The following is a 17,109-nucleotide window of genomic DNA, read 5'->3' on the forward strand; positions in this document are numbered from 1 at the left end:
ACCATTTTTCGAGCCATTTTTGACATAAACGCAGTCAGTAACTCGCATCCACCCAACGCCATCAGCCATAAACGCAGTCAGTAACTCGCACTGGGGTAAGTGGCGAAAGGTGCCCACCGGCGACGCACCGCCCAGACACGCTTTTCCGACTTTCCTAGGGCTTGGATTATTTTCTGTCTGTTTTTGTCTTCTTCGTCTTCTTAAACGAAAACCAGGCCAGAGAAAAACTCTCTGACCTGGCTTAATTGCTCCTCCAGCTGGACTCGAACCAGCAACCCTTCGATTAACAGTCGAATGCTCTGCCATTGAGCTATGGAGGAATATCCACCGCACAGAACCGGCTAAACCGAACTTCGGCCATGCCGTTCCTTGCGACGGATAGATACTTTACCCAGACCCCTTGAAACTCACAAATCGCCAGGTCAAAGGTCAATTTATACCTTCTTTTCCCACACGTCATGACACCGTTGTGAGTTCTCAGAGCCACGCAATCCACACAATCCACGCAACCTCACACAGCGCCCACAAAGCTCCTACCAGTACTGAAAATGCTTTCCATCATGCACTTTTCATACCGCGCTCATACGATGGGGCTTATGTCTGAACAAACCAACGGAACCGAAAACACCGAGCAAACCGCACGCGTTGTGCGCGGCGTTATCGCCCGCGAAAAAGGCGCACCTGTAGAACTTACTGATATCCACATCCCGTCCCCGGGCCCGAACGATGTCATTGTCGACATCCAGGCCTGCGGCGTCTGCCATACAGACCTGGCTTACCGCGACGGCGATATCACCGACGAGTACCCGTTCTTCCTCGGCCACGAGGCCGCAGGCGTGGTCTCCGAGATTGGCGAAGAGGTCACGCATGTTGCCGTCGGCGATTTCGTTGTCCTCAATTGGCGCGCCGTCTGTGGCGAGTGCCGCGCCTGCAAGCGCGGTGAGCCACAGTACTGCTTTAGCACTTTCAACGCCTCCAAGCCCATGACGCTTGCCGACGGCACCGTCCTCACCCCGGCACTTGGAATCGGCGCTTTTGCGGATGCCACCCTCGTCCACGAGGGCCAGTGCACCAAGGTCGATTCGGCAGCCGATCCGGCCGTTGCGGGCCTGCTGGGCTGCGGTGTCATGGCCGGCATCGGTGCGGCTATTAACACCGGCGAGGTTAAGCGCGGTGAATCGGTAGCCGTCATCGGCTGCGGTGGCGTTGGTACGGCCGCTATCGCCGGTGCCAAGCTGGCCGGCGCTAGCAAGATTATTGCCATCGACATCTCGGACGAGAAGCTGGATACCGCCCGCGAATTCGGCGCGACCGAGACCATTAACTCTGCGGAGCTGGCTAAGAGCGATAAGGGCACCGGGGAAGAGGATCCCGTCGTTAAGCGAGTGCGTGAGCTGACCGACGGTTTCGGTGCTGATGTCGTGATTGATGCGGTCGGCCGTCCGGAAACCTACAAGCAGGCGTTCTACGCCCGTGACCTGGCTGGACGCGTTGTTCTGGTCGGTGTTCCGGCGCCGACAATGGAGCTGGACATCCCGCTGGCGGATGTGTTTAGCCGCGGTGGTGCGTTGAAGTCGTCCTGGTACGGCGACTGCCTACCAGAGCGCGACTTCCCGATGCTGGTGGATCTGTCGTTGCAGAACCGCCTGCCATTAGAGGGCTTCGTGACGGAGCGCATTGGCATTGAGGATGTTGACGAGGCCTTCGAAACCATGAAGGCCGGTAAGGTACTGCGATCGGTGGTGACGCTGTGAACAAGGGTTTGAGGGTCGACCACGTTCTCACGTCGGGCACGTTCTCGCTCGATGGTGGCACGTGGGACGTAGACAACAACGTATGGGTGCTCGGCGATGACCGTGAGGTCATTGTCATCGATGCGGCGCATGAGGCGCAGCCGATTATTGACGCGGTGGATGGCCGCAAGGTAAAGGCGATTGTATGCACCCACGCGCACAACGACCACATCACTGTGGCCCCTGAACTGCAGGAGAAGCTCGACGCTCCCCTGCTCGTCCACCCGGGCGACCAGATGCTGTGGGAGCAGTCCTGGCCGGACCTGGCGCACGAGGACCTCGCGCACGGTCAGCGCCTGGAGATTGCAGGCACGGAGGTTGTCATTATTAACACTCCGGGCCACTCCCCTGGCTCGTGCTGTCTGTACGTACCGGAGGCCGCGGAGCTGTTCTCTGGTGACACGCTGTTTTCCGGCGGTCCGGGGGCGACCGGTCGGTCCTACTCGGATTTCGACACGATTATTAACTCCATCCGCGACAATCTGCTGACTCTGCCTGCGGAAACGACTGTCCGCACGGGTCATGGCGACCACACGACGATTGGCCGCGAGGCTCCGCACTTGGAAGAGTGGATTCGCCGCGGCTACTAGTCGCTAGCCACTAGCTACTCAAACACGACCTTGACCGCCTCTGCTTGCAGTTCGCGGCGGTACTGCTCCATCGCGAGCAGGTCCGCGAACAGCGAGTTGTAGGCGGTTTCGTCGTCTGAGGGGCGCATTCGTGAGAGCATCGCCTTCAGCTGTGCAATTTGGTCACCGACCCACACCTCCTGCAACCGCGCCAGAATCGCCTGCGCATACGGGCGCAGCGTCTCTGCATCGACGGCGATTTGCTCCACGCCCAGCTCAGTCACGAGATGCTTGACGACGTCCTCCCGCGCCTGATCCATAATTGCGGTCGCCCAACTATGTGGCTGTGTGGCCGCTTCCCCGCAGGCACCACCTGCAGCCATGATGGCATCGAATACCGCCCGGTAGGTCGGATGCCCAAAGGTCTCGGGTGCGAGCGCATCGAATACCGGGCCGGTGGTGGCGGGCTCTTGAATTGCCAGCTTGAGGGCCTCACGCTGCGCATAAAGCACAGGGTCCCGCGGGTTTGGATACGGCAGTGCCGGGTTGCGCCGGCGCCGCGCTTCCTCCGCCTCTTCACGGGCCCGGGCCTCTTCTTGGCGACGCTGGTAGGGAGTGCGCTTTTCATTCTGTGGCCGACTGGCCTCCTCGCGGACGCGCTGCACAAGCTCGGCTTCATCATTCCAGCCAATCCAGCCGGCAACTTCGCGGGCATACTCATCGCGCAGCGCCGCGTCCTTGAGCTGGGCCAGGACAGGCACCACTCGGCGCAGCCCGGAGACCCTGCCATTAGCGGTGGTCAGGTCATAGTCGGCCAGAAGTGTGCGGAGGACAAATTCGATCAATGGCCGTCGTGAAGCAACGAGATCGCGCACTGCGGCCTCGCCCTTCTTCTGGCGCAGATCGCACGGATCCATGCCGTCCGGCGCGACCGCGACGTAGGACTGGCCGGTGAAGTTCTGCTCCCCCTCGAAGGCGCGCATGGCGGCCTTCTGTCCTGCCTCGTCGCCGTCGAAGGTGTAGATGAGTTCGCCGCGGAAGAAGTTGTCGTCGAGCATGAGACGGCGCAGCAGCTGGAGGTGTTCCTCGCCGAAAGCGGTACCGCAGGACGCGACGGCCGTGGTCACGCCTGAGGCGTGCATGGCCATGACGTCAGTGTAGCCCTCCACGATTACAGCCTGATGACCAGTGGCAATGTCCTTCTTTGCCAGATCCAAGCCGAAAAGGACCTTGGACTTCTTGTACAGCATGGTCTCGGGCGTGTTCATGTACTTGCCCAGATTGTCATCGTCGAAAAGCTTGCGGGCACCAAAACCGATGACATCGCCGGACATATTGCGGATCGGCCACATGAGACGACGGTGAAAACGATCGATCGGCCCCATGCGCCCCATCTTGGAAAGACCCGCCTTATCCAGCTCCTCGAAGCTAAAGCCCAGGCGCTGCAGGTGCTTGGTTAGAGTGTCCCAGCCGGCTGGCGAGTAACCACAGCCGAACTGGGCCGCGTGCTCGGCGGTGAAGCCGCGGTTTTCCAGAAACTCGCGCGCGGGCGCTGCCGCTGGCGTGGAGAACTGTTCGCGGTAGAACTTCTGTGCCTCGCGGTTTGCGGCGATGAGACGCTGTCGGGTTCCCGGTTCCTCGCGACGGCCCGTGCCGCCGCCCTCATAGTTAATGTGGAAGCCAATTTTCTCCGCACAGGCTTCGACAGCCTCCGGGAAAGACAGGTGTTCCATCTCCATGAGGAAGCTGAATACATCACCGCCCTTGCCGGTGGAAAAGCAGTGGTAGTAGCCATGATTGGGGCGTACGTGGAACGACGGCGTGCGCTCGTCTTTAAAAGGCGATAGCCCTTTCAGAGAATCCGCGCCAGCCGGTTTGAGGTTCACGTATTCTGCAACGATCTCCTCAATCGGAGTCCGTTCGCGGATTGCCGCGATATCGGAGTCCGGAATTCTTCCCCTAGCCATGAAAATAACCTTACCCAACCCGTCCAATCGACTCCGCCGTAGAGGTTTCGCTTGCCGACGAGCCGCCCGCGCTCAACCCAAAAACGTGCCGGCGGCGACCGATATGGAAAGATACTAGCCATGGCTGAGTGGAAGAAGATTGCGAGCGGCGTAGGCGCTGCCGCCCTGGTGCTGGCTGGTAGTTATTTCGGGCTCGATGGCGGAGACCAGAACTCTACGGCATCCGAGAACTCACAGGGGTCGCAGGATTCCACTGCCTCCAGCGCGAAACCAGGCCCTAAACCTGGCCCCAACTCGGGCAGCAACAAGGCTGGCACAAAGGGTGCCACCTGCGCAGTAGATACCCTGCCGCAGGAGGCCGACGATGTTATCGACCGCATCCTGACCGACCAGGACCACATCTACTCGCAGCACGACGGCAAGCACTTCGGCAACTACGAGGGACGCCTGCCGAAGGAGCGCGGTGACTACTACCGCGAATACACCGTGACCACCCCGGGCAATTCCAGCCGCGGTGCACGCCGCATCGTTGTCGGCGGCGGTTCCGAAAACGATCCGGATGTCTGGTACTACACCGACGACCACTACGAGAGCTTCTGCGAAATTCCTGACGCGGAGGACTGAGCCAAAGTATTACTGCGGAATCAGCGCTACCCGATAAAACCGAGTTGATTTGCGCTCCGGGCAACAAGAACGATGCCAATTATTGCTGCCACCCACAAAACAGTGACCTTTGTTTCATATTCCAACCGGGGGATAACGTTCACTACCCGGTTGTAGACCTTATCTCCGAAGGCCGCGAAGAGCACTCCAACGATGACTGCGGGCGAAATCATCACTACACAGTAGAGCGCGAGGATAAGCAGTTGCACTGCGAAAGGCACTGCCATCGATTCAATGATTCCGATTGCCGCCAAGTACGGCAACATCGTACCGACCTCGACAACTGCTGCTGCTAAGGCTAAACCCACCATCGCGGGGAGGCCGGCAGAACCTTTCTTCGTGTCCTCCGACCGAGATTCAAGTACCTCTTCGACAGTCCGTTTCTTGGGATTCGGTGCCAGGATTCCGTAAGCAGCTAACAAAATACCCAACACCATCATCACCCAACTGAACCAAGTGTTGGATGCAATGCCCGAGACTGCGTCTAAAGCCTGACGCAGGCCGAAAAAGAGCGCGATGCCAACCGCAAAGTAGGACAAGACAATTGTCCCTAAATAAGTAACGTATTCGGCACCCCTCATCCTCCGCCAGACGATGAGCAGCACTACTGGAATCAGCAGGGTTCCAGCACTGAGACTGTCAAGAAGCGCAAGCCCCACAAGAACAAGATAGTCCATCTCCATCACTTCCTCGTACATTCGTATAGTAAACTATCATACAGTCGTACGGGAAGTGGCGCGAATGAAACCCCAAAGGAGTTTTAGGATATGAGCATGATGTCACCTCAAGAAAAAGCCATTTCCGATGCAGCAATCAAAGTAATTGTTAACCAGGGGTTCGACGTTGTCAGCGTTCGAAAAGTGGCTCAACAGGCGGGCGTAGCCCCTGGAACAGTGCAGTATTTTATGGGCACGAAAGACGAACTACTCAGCAGGGCACTTCTGCGCTCGGCAGCACGACAGCATGAAAGAGTCTCGTCGCTACGCTTTCAATCGAATACCTCGCCGCTAGAACAGCTCCACCGCTCCCTGCTCGAACTACTCCCCATCGGCCCAATACAGCGCGAAGACGCAGCACTGTGGGTTATCCTCGGTGCCGCTGCATCAACACGCAAAGTTCTGGCCCAGGAGTACCAGAACGAACTCAGTAGATTCCAGGACCATCTCATTTCAGCACTGTCCGCCGCAGACGTCCCTGGAGATATAGCTCAGACGGCCCGGCTCATCACAGCTATCGTAAATGGACTAGCCCTCGATTACATGCATGCGAAGCCCGACGCAGAGACTACGAAGGCGCTTTCCGATGACCTCAGTAGTAGCCTTCAGCGGATACTTCAAAAATAGTAATCGCTGACAGCACTACCCCCACGCCGCAGCCACACCAGCAATCTGGCGATCAAGCCGCTCTACACGCGATTCCGTCATCGACGCTAGCTGATCAACGATAACCCGCAGCCGCGCTTGGTCACTCTCCGCCCGGGAATAGAGCCACTGGAACATCGGATCAAGCGTCCCTGGAGCACCTTCCTGCAGATACTCGGCCACCCGGAAAAGACGATCGCGTTCACGCTCCTGACGGCGAATATGACGCGGAAGATCCATCACATACAGCACGGCGATGGTCTTCAGCATGGTGACCTCCGCCAGAATCGAGCTGGGCACGGCGAGGTCCGCGTCGTAACGCCCGAGCGGAAGCGTCGACCCGGAGGCAGCACGCGTACCCGCGACGGAAGCCGTGACGAAACGGCCGACCAGCTCCGAGGTCATCCGTTTCAGCGCGACCAGCGAGCGCAGCGAACCATCATAGGACGCCGCAGCTGATACCACCGGCAAGCTGGCAAGACGCCCGGCAGCCTCGACGAGCTCCGCTGGATCGCCACCAAATGCGGCAGCGCCCTTGTCAGCGAGCGCGGCCAGTTCCACCGTGTCCCACAGAACACCCAGGTCAACGCGGCCAGAGACGATGCCATCCTCGACATCGTGGACGGAATAGGCGACATCGTCAGACCAGTCCATAATCTGCGCCTCAAGACACTGCTTGCCGTGCGGAACGCCCTGGCGAATCCACTGCAGAATCGCAGCATCTTCCTGGTAAGCCCCGTACTTGTGGCGGAGCTGACCATCGGGACCGATCGGTGTCCACGGGTACTTACAAGCCGCATCGAGCGCCGCCCGAGTGAGATTGAGTCCGCAGGGCTCACCTGTACCATCGAGCGCCTTCGGCTCGAGGCGAGTGAGAATACGCAGCGTCTGCGCGTTGCCCTCAAACCCGCCGCACCCAGCGGCAATCTCGTTGAGGGCGCGCTCGCCGTTGTGGCCATACGGCGGATGCCCGATGTCATGGGTCAGGCCGGCCAGCTCTGCGAGATCCTCATCTGCACCCAACTCGCTGGCGATTCCGCGGGAAATCTGCGCGACCTCCAGCGAGTGAGTCAGGCGTGTGCGCGGAGTATCGCCCTCCCCTGGCCCCACAACCTGGGTTTTGTCAGCCAGCCTGCGCAGCGCTGCGGAGTGCAGGACGCGGGCGCGATCTCGTGCAAACGCCGCCCGGTGGGTTTCCAAGGACTGCACCCCGGGCAGCAATGACTGCTTCGGAGACTCCTCGACAATACGGGCGAGTTCAAAAGATGAATACGAAAATTTACCGGCCACGTGATTATTGTTACGTATCCTTGTAGATATGTCTGACAGGAATCGCGTGTTTCGCCCCCTTTACCTTGCTGCATCGGGTGCTTTCCTCGGCCTGAGCATGCCGCTAATTACTGCCGCGCTACCGGCACAGCCACCGGTTCACGCACCTGCTTCGCTGCTGGCACTCGCACCGTCAGCACCACTGTCGCACGCCGAGGCACCGACAGATGTGTCGGGCGAGGTGGCTGATCTCGCAGGTGTGCTGAGCGGCGGCGATGAAGCTCGTCTGAAGGAGCAGATTCAGCAACTCAAGACCGACAAGCGACTCCTGTTCTCGGTGTTTTATATCAAGAGCTTCGACGGCATTCAGGGCCAGCAGTGGGCACAGCAGGCCTGGGAACACCTCGGAGCTGCCGACAACCGCGGTGTCATCGTCGTCGCTGTGGAAGACCGAAACCTCGGCGCTTTCGTCGGAGACTCCTTCCCCCGCAACGCGGAGGCCATCAACAGGGCAGCTCAAGGGCAGTTGTTAGAGGATGACAACTGGGCAGCTGCGGGTGAAGCTGCCATCGCCGAGGCAGGCGGTGGCAGCGGCTCCGCCGGTGGGTGGGCGCTCGGTGCCGGCCTCGGTGGTGCCGCCGTTGTCGGTGGCGCCACCTGGGCCGTGGGCCGTCGCAATAAGAAGAAGCGCGATGAGGAGGAGATCGCTCGTGGCCGCAACATCGACCCCAGGGATGTCTCTTCGCTGGACTCGCTGAGCACCAGCTCGCTCGATGTTCTTGCGCACGATGAGATTGTCAGTACCGATGAGTCCATTCGCAAGGCCAACACCGAGCTCGACCTCGCTCGCGCTGAGTTCGGCACCGAACGCATCCGCAGCTTCGACAACGCACTGAAGCACTCTCAGTCCACGCTCGAGCGCGCGTTTGCACTTCGCCAACAGCTTGACGACGGCTCCGTGACCGACGAAATCGAGCGCCGCAGTGTCCTACTGGAGATTATCTCCACCTGTGGTGTTGCGGATGACCAGCTCGACGGCGAGGCCGCAAACTTCCAGAAACTCCGCCAGGAGTTAATGAATGCTGAAGCGACCATTTCAAAGCTCACTCAGCGAAGCGTCGAGCTGCGCTCACGTATGCCGCGTGCCGGCGAAATTCTCGACGGTCTGCGCGCACGTTACGAAGAGCAGATGCTCAGCTCTGTGACCGACAATATCGACATGGCCACGGAGCACCTGAATCAGGCTGACCAGTCAATGACTGAGGCCCGCCGCATCGCGGACCTACCCGCCGGTGAGCAAGGTGGTCTGATTGATGCACTGTCGGCCACCGACTTTGCGCTCACACAGGCAGAGAGTCTTCTGGAGGCCATTGAACACGCCGATAGCGATATTCACGCTGCAGTCGCGGGGCTGGCTTCCCTTATCGCCGAGGTCCGGGGTGAAATCGATGAGGCCTCGCACCTGATGTCGGCACCGCAAGGCGCCAACATCAACCGCGAGCGTCTCAATGCAGCCATCGAAGCAGGCCGCGAAGCACTCGGTGTGGCAGCCAATAAGTCCGAAGTGGATCCACTGAGTTCCTGGACCGCACTGACCGATGCCGATGAGCTGCTCGACGAAGCCCTCGACTCCGCTCGAGATAAGGCCGCGTCGTTCGCCCGCGCTACCGCTACTTTGCAGCACAGCATGCAGGATGCCGACAATCACATTCGCGCCGCGGCTGACTTAATTGCTACCCGCCGCCGTGTGGTTGGCGCTGAGGCTCGCACTCGCCTCGCAGAGGCGCAGCGTGCTTACGGCTCTGCTCAGGGCTTCGCCAACGACGATCCGCGAAAGGCTTTGGCCTACGCACGTCGTGCGCGCAAGCTCGCGGCTGAGGCCGCTGACTTGGCCCGCCGTGACATCCGCCGCTACCAGGATCAGCGCCGCGGTGGCGGCAGCAACGGTTCGATGGTCGCCGGCATGGTGCTAGGCAGCATGCTCAGCAACAACAGCGGCTTTGGTGGCAGTATCGGCGGATTCGGCGGTTTCGGCGGAGGTTCGAGCCGACCAGGCGGCTCCGGCAGCACAATGGGCTTCTAGATTCCCGCCTAAATTCGCATCTGGCGTGGTCCATCCACAGACCACGTCGCCAGAGCGGCGGCAATCAGCCAGTCTTCGAAACTCCCCCGGAAGTCTCCTTTCTGGGCATAGACACCAAATACCCCTCGGCCTAGGCTGTCCTCTCTGACGATTCGGGCGAGCTCATAGCCTGGCCGTTCGATGTCGAAGACCGTGCGAATTCCCCGTCCTTCTCTGTTTAGGACGAAAGAATCCCCCTCATCCGGATTCGTCATCACTAGCGCGTTCGTGCTAAAAAAGCGGGCTTTCACCTGCCAGCCACGCCCTTGTGGCGAGGTGATCCAGAAAGCACTAAAGACCCCGACCTGACAGCTCCAGCCGTCGGACAGGGTCTTTTTGTACTCGTCGTAAACGACGCCGTCTGCAATAGTTGCTACACGATCCACACCCAAATCATATAGGCAATCAGCAAGAGCAAGCAGACAGTGAGAATCCAGGTAGAGGAAACCATGCGGGACTCCAGCACTCGACGAGCACTGTAGACCAGGAAGATCTTCTCCTCTTCCGGCAGCGCACGGCCCTCATCGGTGTCGAACTGCACCTCTGCGTGGCGCACGCCACGGGACGCACCGGTAAACTGGCCCCACTTCTCGCCGGTCTTCGCATTCTCGATGACGTAGTTCGTCGATCCCTCGCACACCAGCTTGCCTTCAGGACGCTCCGGCCCAAAGGTCACTGAAAGCTGCTTGGCTCGCGAAATCTTGTCACGGTCAGCAGCAACGGTCGAGAACACGCGGCCGTCGGGAAGCGTGGCGGAAACACGGTGATTAGCAGAGGCGTCAATGACCCACTCCCCTTCCGGGGTGTTGAGGCGATCGCCCTGCTCATCACGGATGTACGTGCCGACTTCGGTGCTTTCCTTCAGAATCGGCCAGGTTTGCTCGGATTTTTCCCGAGAACCGTCGCCGAGACTATAGGATTCCCAAAAAACTTCTTCGGCCATTAGCAGCCCACCAGGCGAGCTGCGAGGTAGCCTTCCAGCTCGTCAATCTTGACGCGCTCCTGCTCCATGGTGTCGCGGTCACGGACGGTCACAGCGTTGTCCTCGAGAGTATCGAAGTCAACGGTGACACAGAACGGAGTACCGATCTCATCCTGGCGACGGTAACGACGGCCGATAGCACCGGAGGTGTCGTAATCGACGGCCCAGTACTGGCGCAGCTTGTCGGCGACAGCCTCAGCAGTCGGAGTCAGGGTGTCCTTCTTCGACAGCGGCAAAACAGCAACCTTAACCGGCGACAGACGCGGGTCCAGCTTCAGCACAGTACGGGTGTCGGTGCCGCCCTTTGCGTTCGGCACCTCTTCCTCGGTGTAGGCATCACACAGGAAGGCCATCAGGGCGCGGGTCAGACCGAAGGACGGCTCAATGACGTACGGAACGTACTTTTCGCCGGTGACCTGGTCGTGGTAACGCAGGTCTTCCTTGGAGTGCTCGATGTGGCAGCCGAGGTCGTAGTCCGTACGGTTGGCGACACCCATCAGCTCGCCCCACTCGTTGCCCTGGAAGTGGAAGCGGTACTCGAAGTCAATCGTGCGTGCAGAGTAGTGAGCGCGCTCGTCCTTCGGAACGTCGAACTGACGCATGTTCTCCGGGTTAACGCCCAGGTCAATGAACCAGTTCCAGCAGGCGTCGACCCACTCATCGAACTTCTCTTCCGCCTGGTCCGGTGCGACGAAGTACTCGATCTCCATCTGTTCGAACTCGCGGGTACGGAAGATGAAGTTACCCGGGGTGATCTCGTTGCGGAATGCCTTACCGGTCTGGCCGATACCGAACGGTGGCTTCAGGCGAGCCGTGGTCATAACGTTCTTGAAGTTGACGAAGATACCCTGAGCGGTCTCCGGGCGCATGTAGTGCAGGCCCTGCTCATTGTCGACCGGGCCGAGGAAGGTCTTCATCAGACCGGAGAACATCTGCGGCTCGGTCCAGTTGCCCGGCTGACCGGTCTCCGGGTCCGGAACGTCTGCCAAACCATTGGCCGGCGGGTGACCGTGCTTGGCCTCGTAGGCCTCCAGCAGGTGGTCAGCGCGGTAGCGCTTGTGGGTGTGCAGGGACTCCACCAGCGGGTCGGTGAAGGTAGCGACGTGGCCGGAAGCTTCCCAGACCTGGCGCGGCAGGATAATGGAGGAATCCAGGCCGACGACATCCTTACGGCCGGTGACGAAGGTCTTCCACCACTGGCGCTTGATGTTTTCCTTCAGCTCCACACCCAGGGGACCGTAATCCCATGCCGAGCGGGTACCGCCGTAAATTTCACCACACGGGTAAACGAACCCCCTGCGCTTACACAGGTTGGCGACGGTATCGACAACTGACTTAGGTGCCACGGTCTAGACCACTCCTTATAAATGGCTTCGCATCGCACACCACACGCCTTTTCCGGGCACACAATTCAGCCCGTTCCGTGCGGCGAACGACATAATGAAAAGCAAAATGTACTGACCCCAACAGGCCAGTTAAAAGTTCCCCTATACTCTAGCGCATCTTGTCCAACCGATACCGGGTAGTGTCGGTTACATGGCTGGCGAAGATATGCACGAAGTTAGTTCTGGCGAAAACCCACGTGGTACGGGCTCCCCCGCTAGCACCGGGGCACACGCCTCCGCGCGGCCGGCCGCAACCCGCATCGGCCAGCGCAGTACTCGCCAACGCCGCGCCGTCGTGTCGATTATGAGTGAGGCCCCTAATTTTCGCTCCGCTGCTGACATTCATAAGTCGCTGACGGAACGTGGGGACAAGGTCGGCTTGACGACGGTCTATCGGACGCTCCAGTCCCTTGCAGAAATGGACATTGTCGATGTTCTGCACAATGCCTCCGGAGAGGCTCTCTACCGGCTGTGCGGTGACCACCACCATCATCACCTGGTCTGCACCGATTGCGGCAGCACCGTTGAAGTCGCCGGCGGCCCTGTCGAGCAGTGGGCTCACAGCCTTGCGGAGGAGCACGGTTTTAATCTGACCGGGCACACTGCTGAGGTCTTCGGCCTGTGCAGGGACTGCCAGAAGAAGTAGCCCGGGCTCCCTCCCCCCCCCTAAAAAATATCGGCTCTAGGCCTTGCCGAACCTACGGTCGCGCTTGGCGTACTCCACCACTGCGGCGCGCATGTCATCCCGACCGAAATCCGGGAAAAGCTTGTCCTGATAGACCATCTCCGCATAGGCGGACTGCCAGATTAAGAAGTTGGACGTGCGCTGCTCGCCCGATGGACGCAGGAACAGATCAACATCCGGCATAGTCGGCTCATCCAGGAACTGTGCGAAAGACTTCTCGGTCAAGTCATATTCGCTGAGCTCCCCCGCTGCTGCCTGACGAGCAATCTCTCTAGCAGCATCAACAATTTCAGCGCGACCACCGTAGTTGACGCACATATACAGAGTTAGCGCGTCATTGTCCTTCGTCTGCTCCTCGGCAATCTCAAGTTCCTTAATAACCGAGCGCCACAGTCGCGGGCGACGCCCTGCCCAACGCACGCGAACGTTCTTCGAATCCAACTCATCACGACGTCGGCGCAGCACATCGCGATTAAAGCCCATAAGGAATCGGACCTCATCGACCGAACGGCGCCAATTCTCAGTGGAAAATGCGTAAGCCGACAGGTGCTTGACGCCCATCTCCAAACAAGCATCGACGCACTCCATCAGCACGGCCTCACCACGCTTGTGCCCCTCGGTGCGTTTGAGCCCACGCTGTTCGGCCCATCTACCATTGCCGTCCATCACGAGCGCGATGTGATTGGGCACGAATTGCTGCGGTACAGGAGGATTCAACACGCTTCCTATTGTGCCCCACCGCTACTGCTTACTGCCAAAAAGCATCCACATGTTCCAGCGCCGGCACCCGGCGGCCCAGGTAGTACTGCAGGTACTTCGCCGTTAGGGTACGCGCCGTCGCAATCCGCCCCTCAAAATCGCTTGACGACGTATCGATGCCCGCCCATTGCTCATGAGCAAGCTGCCACATCAGATGCAGAACCTCGGTCGGCGGAGTATCTGCACCCGGTGGCCTGCAGTTGGTGCACACTGCTCCGCCCAGTGCGGGAGAAAACGCGTGGTGAGGGCCGGCTTTGCCGCAGCCTGCGCATTCAAAGAGGCTTGGCTGCCAACCGGCCTGCGCCATTGCTCGCAGAATGTAGGAGGTCAGCAACAAATCGGGGCGATGGCGACCGGCCGCAACGTCGTCGAGCGATTGAGTGGTGAGATCCCACAATTCGGGAGCCGGCACTTGCTCCTCGCCGACAATGCGTTCGGCGACGTCCAGGACTGCACACGCACAGGTGTAGCGCGCATAGTCGTCGACAAGCGGTGCTGCCCACGTGCGCACGGTATCTGCGCCTGCGATAGTGGACAGTCCTCGGCGTGGGTAGATGTTGACATCCACGTCGACGAATGGTGAGAGGCGCGAGCCGAAGCGGCTCTTCGCGCGCCGCACGCCTTTGGCGACACCGCGGACTAAGCCGTGGTCGCGGGTGAAAAGGACGATGATGCGGTCGGCTTCGCCGAGGTCGTAGCGGCGTACGACCAGCGCACGGTCGCGATACGGCTCGACCAACTTTTTAGAATCCCAACTTGCCCAGCTGCTTCGGGTCCGACTGCCAGTCCTTCAATACCTTCACCCGCAGGTCAAGGTAAACATTCTGACCGAGCAGCGCAATGAGTTCCTTACGAGCCTTATGAATGGTGGTGCCCATGCGTCGACCGTCGCGCCCCATGAGGATGGACTTCTGCCCCGAACGCTCGACATAGATAACGGCGTGGACATCCAGGACGCCTTCGCGGTCCTGGTTTGGCAGCACCTCATCAATCTGGACTGCCACGGAATGCGGCAACTCATCGCGCAGACCGCCGAGGGCCGCCTCGCGGATGAGCTCTGCCATCCGGGTGTGCAGATCCTCATCGGTGATGTGCCCCTTCGGGTACAGGCGCGGTCCCTCCGGCAACTGGGAAGCCATGACATCAATCAGCGTGTTGATGTTCTCGCCGGACTTCGACGACAGTGGCACCAGCTCGGCATCCGGACCGAGCAACTCCTGCAGCTCGATCAGGCGCTCAATAATGGTGTCGCGCGAGACCTTATCCACCTTGGACACAATGCCCATGATGTTCTTGCAACCTTTGGAGACGTTCTCGTAAATCCAGCGGTCACCGGGGCCAATTTTCTCGTCGGCAGGCACGACCATCGCGACCAAGTCCACATCGGAGTAGGTCTCCTGAACCATGTCATTCAGGCGCTCACCGAGCAGCGTGCGTGGCTTGTGCAGACCTGGCGTATCCACGACAACAATCTGACAGTTCTCGCGGTGGACTACACCTCGGACTGGATGACGCGTGGTTTCCGGCTGGTTAGCGGTAATAGCGATCTTCTCGCCCACCAGGGAATTGGTCAGCGTCGACTTACCGGTATTCGGACGCCCCACGATAGAGACGAACCCAGAGCGAAAGCCCTCCGGCGCACTGTAATCATCAGCATCTCCGCCAAGTCCAGCATTGGCCAGCATGTCATCAAGATTGCCCATCAGTATCTTCTTCCTCGGAGTAAAACTCCGCAGTCGGCTCCACCACCACAGTGCGTACCCGCATACGACCACGACGGTCACGCGAGCCCTCGGCGGTAAACTTCAGTCCTGCATATTCTACGTACGAACCGGGCAGTGGCACACGTCCAAGCTCATATGCCAACAGACCGGAGACCGTATCCACCTCATCGGTGACCTCGTCATCGAAGACGAGTTGGCGCCCGTGGGCTTCGTCGTAAAGCTCTATGAGCTCGCCCAAGCTGAGGCGCGCCTGCACGCGGTAGGAGGCATCCCCCAGTGGTTCGATGGGGGCCTGCTCGGCCTCGTCGTATTCGTCGGCAATCTCACCGACAATCTCCTCGAGGATGTCCTCAATAGAGATAAGACCGGCGACCGATCCATATTCGTCGATGAGAATGGCGATGTGATTGCGGGTGCGCTGCATTTCATCGAGCAGGTCATCCAGTGGCTTGGAATCGGGCACAAAAACGCAGTCACGCATGACCTCGGAGACGCGAACACCGCGACCGCCATCAGTACGCGAGTACGTCTGCTGGACAATGTCCTTCAAGTAAATGACGCCGACGATGTCCTCAACGCTCTCGCCAATCACCGGCAGTCGCGAGTGACCCGACTTCACGCATAGGGCCACTGCCTGACCACAGTGCTTATCCGCCTCAATCCACACCATCTCTGGGCGCGGAACCATAACAACGCGTGCCGACGTTTCCGCGAGATCGAACACAGACTGAATCATGCGGCGCTCATCGTGCTCCACAATGCCGCGCTCCTGGGCGATATCGACCATCTCGCGCAACTCGACTTCAGTGGCGAACGGGCCATCGCGGAAGCCACCACCAGGGGTGATGATGTTGCCGAACCAAATCAGCAACTTTTCCAGTGGCCCCAACACCTTGGCCATAAAACTCAGAACGACCGCGGTGGCGAGGGAAATCGAGTACGGATTCTTCCGACCCATCGTGCGGGAAAACACCCCGAGGACCAGGAAGGTGAACAGAGCCAACAACACCACTGCAGCCACAATGGCCCAGCGCTCCGGCTCGAAAAGCTTAAGACAAACTGCCGCAAGCGTCACTGCACCGATTGACTCGCACAGCGTACGCAAAATCACCAGCACATTGACGTGCCGAGCGCGATTTTCTACGACCTTGAGAAGCGCATTAGCACCTGCGACCTCGTCACGCTGCAGCTCTGCCACGCGCGCACGGGAAATGCCTGCGACCGCAGTTTCGACTGTGTTAAGTCCGCCAGCGCAGATCATCGCCACAACGGCGACAATTATCAAAGTGATCATCGCTCGTTAGAACGCTCCGGGAACGCATTGGGGTTAATTGGTTTTTCGGAAAAGCTCACGCCACGACGATCGATGTCGTCGTACCAATCCGCCAACAGGCCATTCTGCAGGGAGAACATCTGGCGCTCTTCCTCCGCCGTGACATGGTCATAACCCAACAGGTGCAGTACGCCGTGCACGGTGAGCAGTACCAACTCGTGGCTCAGCGGATGGCCTGCACGCTCCGCCTGCCCCGCGGCAAACTCCGGGCACAACACAATGTCGCCCAGCATCGCAGGCCCTGGGCTAGCTGCATCTGGTCGGCCAGAGCCAGGAGTGAGCTCATCCATCGGGAAGCTCATCACATCAGTCGGCCCCGGCAGATCCAGCCAGCGCACATGGAGGTCTTCGATCGTCTTCAAGTCGACAATGTGAATGCTCAGCTCAGCTGCCGGATGCACGTCCAGGCGGCCCAGCGCATAACGGGCAACGTCGATAAGCGACTCTTCATTGACGCCCTGACCGGACTCGTTGAAAACTTCAATGCTCATGTAATT

At 59.5% G+C, this 17,109-nt stretch carries 17 protein-coding genes and 1 tRNA gene; 6 read left to right on the forward strand and 12 right to left on the reverse strand.

What is annotated here, in order from left to right; translation table 11 throughout:
* Positions 1 to 248 precede the first annotated feature (248 nt).
* A tRNA-Asn gene (locus QKE19_RS02535) sits at positions 249 to 320 on the reverse strand.
* 276 nt (positions 321 to 596) lie between these two features.
* Between QKE19_RS02535 and QKE19_RS02540 the strand changes: the two genes are divergently transcribed.
* Together QKE19_RS02540 and QKE19_RS02545 are read left to right on the forward strand one after the other, a co-directional pair.
* Entirely contained in the window at positions 597 to 1,754 is a 1,158-nt protein-coding gene (locus QKE19_RS02540) for an S-(hydroxymethyl)mycothiol dehydrogenase (protein ID WP_049170748.1), read from the forward strand.
* Positions 1,751 to 2,383, forward strand: a complete 633-nt coding sequence (locus QKE19_RS02545) for an MBL fold metallo-hydrolase (RefSeq protein WP_049170745.1) — start codon at positions 1,751 to 1,753, stop codon at positions 2,381 to 2,383. The genes QKE19_RS02540 and QKE19_RS02545 overlap by 4 nt, the downstream gene beginning before the upstream one ends.
* Before the next feature lie 14 nt (positions 2,384 to 2,397).
* On the opposite strand, the gene dnaG is transcribed toward QKE19_RS02545, so the two are convergent.
* Positions 2,398 to 4,329 (reverse strand): DNA primase, encoded by a 1,932-nt coding sequence (dnaG, locus tag QKE19_RS02550; protein ID WP_080971472.1) that lies wholly within the window; start codon positions 4,327 to 4,329, stop codon positions 2,398 to 2,400.
* Positions 4,330 to 4,449: 120 nt separating this feature from the next.
* Between dnaG and QKE19_RS02555 the strand changes: the two genes are divergently transcribed.
* Complete coding sequence (locus tag QKE19_RS02555; RefSeq protein WP_049192877.1) at positions 4,450 to 4,953, forward strand: ribonuclease domain-containing protein; 504 nt, start codon at positions 4,450 to 4,452, stop codon at positions 4,951 to 4,953.
* Between the two features lie 26 nt (positions 4,954 to 4,979).
* On the opposite strand, the gene QKE19_RS02560 is transcribed toward QKE19_RS02555, so the two are convergent.
* On the reverse strand, positions 4,980 to 5,690 hold the full coding sequence (locus QKE19_RS02560) for a GAP family protein (RefSeq protein WP_347890313.1): 711 nt from the start codon (positions 5,688 to 5,690) through the stop codon (positions 4,980 to 4,982).
* 69 nt (positions 5,691 to 5,759) lie between these two features.
* Between QKE19_RS02560 and QKE19_RS02565 the strand changes: the two genes are divergently transcribed.
* Positions 5,760 to 6,335 carry a TetR/AcrR family transcriptional regulator gene (locus QKE19_RS02565; protein ID WP_048732681.1) on the forward strand — a complete coding sequence of 192 codons (576 nt, stop codon included), beginning with the start codon at positions 5,760 to 5,762 and terminating at the stop codon, positions 6,333 to 6,335.
* A 15-nt stretch (positions 6,336 to 6,350) separates the two neighbouring features.
* On the opposite strand, the gene QKE19_RS02570 is transcribed toward QKE19_RS02565, so the two are convergent.
* A complete protein-coding gene (locus QKE19_RS02570; protein ID WP_049170738.1) occupies positions 6,351 to 7,643 on the reverse strand; it encodes a deoxyguanosinetriphosphate triphosphohydrolase in 1,293 nt (430 codons plus the stop codon).
* Between the two features lie 28 nt (positions 7,644 to 7,671).
* On the opposite strand from QKE19_RS02570, the gene QKE19_RS02575 reads away from it, so the two are divergent.
* Positions 7,672 to 9,705 (forward strand): TPM domain-containing protein, encoded by a 2,034-nt coding sequence (locus QKE19_RS02575; protein WP_222867517.1) that lies wholly within the window; start codon positions 7,672 to 7,674, stop codon positions 9,703 to 9,705.
* An 8-nt stretch (positions 9,706 to 9,713) separates the two neighbouring features.
* On the opposite strand, the gene QKE19_RS02580 is transcribed toward QKE19_RS02575, so the two are convergent.
* From QKE19_RS02580 to QKE19_RS02590, 3 genes are read right to left on the reverse strand one after another with little or no spacing between them, the layout of a single operon-like run.
* On the reverse strand, positions 9,714 to 10,130 hold the full coding sequence (locus QKE19_RS02580; RefSeq protein WP_049170733.1) for a hypothetical protein: 417 nt from the start codon (positions 10,128 to 10,130) through the stop codon (positions 9,714 to 9,716).
* Positions 10,118 to 10,687, reverse strand: coding sequence for a hypothetical protein (locus QKE19_RS02585; protein ID WP_049170730.1), 570 nt, complete (start codon positions 10,685 to 10,687; stop codon positions 10,118 to 10,120). The genes QKE19_RS02580 and QKE19_RS02585 overlap by 13 nt, the downstream gene beginning before the upstream one ends.
* Positions 10,687 to 12,072, reverse strand: coding sequence for a glycine--tRNA ligase (locus QKE19_RS02590; RefSeq protein WP_049170727.1), 1,386 nt, complete (start codon positions 12,070 to 12,072; stop codon positions 10,687 to 10,689). Before QKE19_RS02590 ends, QKE19_RS02585 begins: the two co-directional genes overlap by 1 nt.
* 190 nt (positions 12,073 to 12,262) lie before the next feature.
* On the opposite strand from QKE19_RS02590, the gene QKE19_RS02595 reads away from it, so the two are divergent.
* Positions 12,263 to 12,757 carry a Fur family transcriptional regulator gene (locus QKE19_RS02595; protein ID WP_016423111.1) on the forward strand — a complete coding sequence of 165 codons (495 nt, stop codon included), beginning with the start codon at positions 12,263 to 12,265 and terminating at the stop codon, positions 12,755 to 12,757.
* Between the two features lie 36 nt (positions 12,758 to 12,793).
* Here QKE19_RS02595 and QKE19_RS02600 read toward each other — a convergent pair whose 3' ends face one another.
* The 5 genes from QKE19_RS02600 to ybeY are packed head-to-tail and all read right to left on the reverse strand — an operon-like array spanning position 12,794 to position 17,103.
* A complete protein-coding gene (locus tag QKE19_RS02600) occupies positions 12,794 to 13,513 on the reverse strand; it encodes an isoprenyl transferase (RefSeq protein ID WP_076772257.1) in 720 nt (239 codons plus the stop codon).
* Between the two features lie 31 nt (positions 13,514 to 13,544).
* Positions 13,545 to 14,294: a DNA repair protein RecO gene (gene recO, locus QKE19_RS02605; protein ID WP_070549895.1), complete on the reverse strand. Its 750-nt coding sequence runs from the start codon at positions 14,292 to 14,294 to the stop codon at positions 13,545 to 13,547.
* A gap of 4 nt (positions 14,295 to 14,298) precedes the next feature.
* Positions 14,299 to 15,240 (reverse strand): GTPase Era, encoded by a 942-nt coding sequence (era, locus tag QKE19_RS02610; protein ID WP_042389423.1) that lies wholly within the window; start codon positions 15,238 to 15,240, stop codon positions 14,299 to 14,301.
* Between the two features lie 4 nt (positions 15,241 to 15,244).
* The gene (locus QKE19_RS02615; RefSeq protein WP_016423115.1) at positions 15,245 to 16,573 is read right to left on the reverse strand and encodes a hemolysin family protein; all 1,329 of its coding nucleotides are present in this window, start codon (positions 16,571 to 16,573) and stop codon (positions 15,245 to 15,247) included.
* A complete protein-coding gene (gene ybeY / locus QKE19_RS02620) occupies positions 16,570 to 17,103 on the reverse strand; it encodes an rRNA maturation RNase YbeY (protein ID WP_005511056.1) in 534 nt (177 codons plus the stop codon). The genes QKE19_RS02615 and ybeY overlap by 4 nt, the downstream gene beginning before the upstream one ends.
* Positions 17,104 to 17,109 lie beyond the last annotated feature (6 nt).

It is taken from the genome of Corynebacterium sp. c8Ua_99, from assembly GCF_039907185.1.
Classification (GTDB): Bacteria; Actinomycetota; Actinomycetes; order Mycobacteriales; family Mycobacteriaceae; genus Corynebacterium; species Corynebacterium jeikeium_D.

Coding starts and splice junctions, on each gene's coding strand:
- QKE19_RS02615 (WP_016423115.1), bottom strand. CDS start 16,573: ATGATCACTTTGATAATTGTCGCCGTTGTGGCGATGATCTGCGCTGGC.
- QKE19_RS02560 (WP_347890313.1), bottom strand. CDS start 5,690: ATGTACGAGGAAGTGATGGAGATGGACTATCTTGTTCTTGTGGGGCTT.
- QKE19_RS02595 (WP_016423111.1), top strand. CDS start 12,263: ATGGCTGGCGAAGATATGCACGAAGTTAGTTCTGGCGAAAACCCACGT.
- era (WP_042389423.1), bottom strand. CDS start 15,240: ATGCTGGCCAATGCTGGACTTGGCGGAGATGCTGATGATTACAGTGCG.
- QKE19_RS02540 (WP_049170748.1), top strand. CDS start 597: ATGTCTGAACAAACCAACGGAACCGAAAACACCGAGCAAACCGCACGC.
- QKE19_RS02565 (WP_048732681.1), top strand. CDS start 5,760: ATGAGCATGATGTCACCTCAAGAAAAAGCCATTTCCGATGCAGCAATC.
- dnaG (WP_080971472.1), bottom strand. CDS start 4,329: ATGGCTAGGGGAAGAATTCCGGACTCCGATATCGCGGCAATCCGCGAA.
- QKE19_RS02585 (WP_049170730.1), bottom strand. CDS start 10,687: ATGGCCGAAGAAGTTTTTTGGGAATCCTATAGTCTCGGCGACGGTTCT.
- QKE19_RS02575 (WP_222867517.1), top strand. CDS start 7,672: ATGTCTGACAGGAATCGCGTGTTTCGCCCCCTTTACCTTGCTGCATCG.
- QKE19_RS02555 (WP_049192877.1), top strand. CDS start 4,450: ATGGCTGAGTGGAAGAAGATTGCGAGCGGCGTAGGCGCTGCCGCCCTG.
- ybeY (WP_005511056.1), bottom strand. CDS start 17,103: ATGAGCATTGAAGTTTTCAACGAGTCCGGTCAGGGCGTCAATGAAGAG.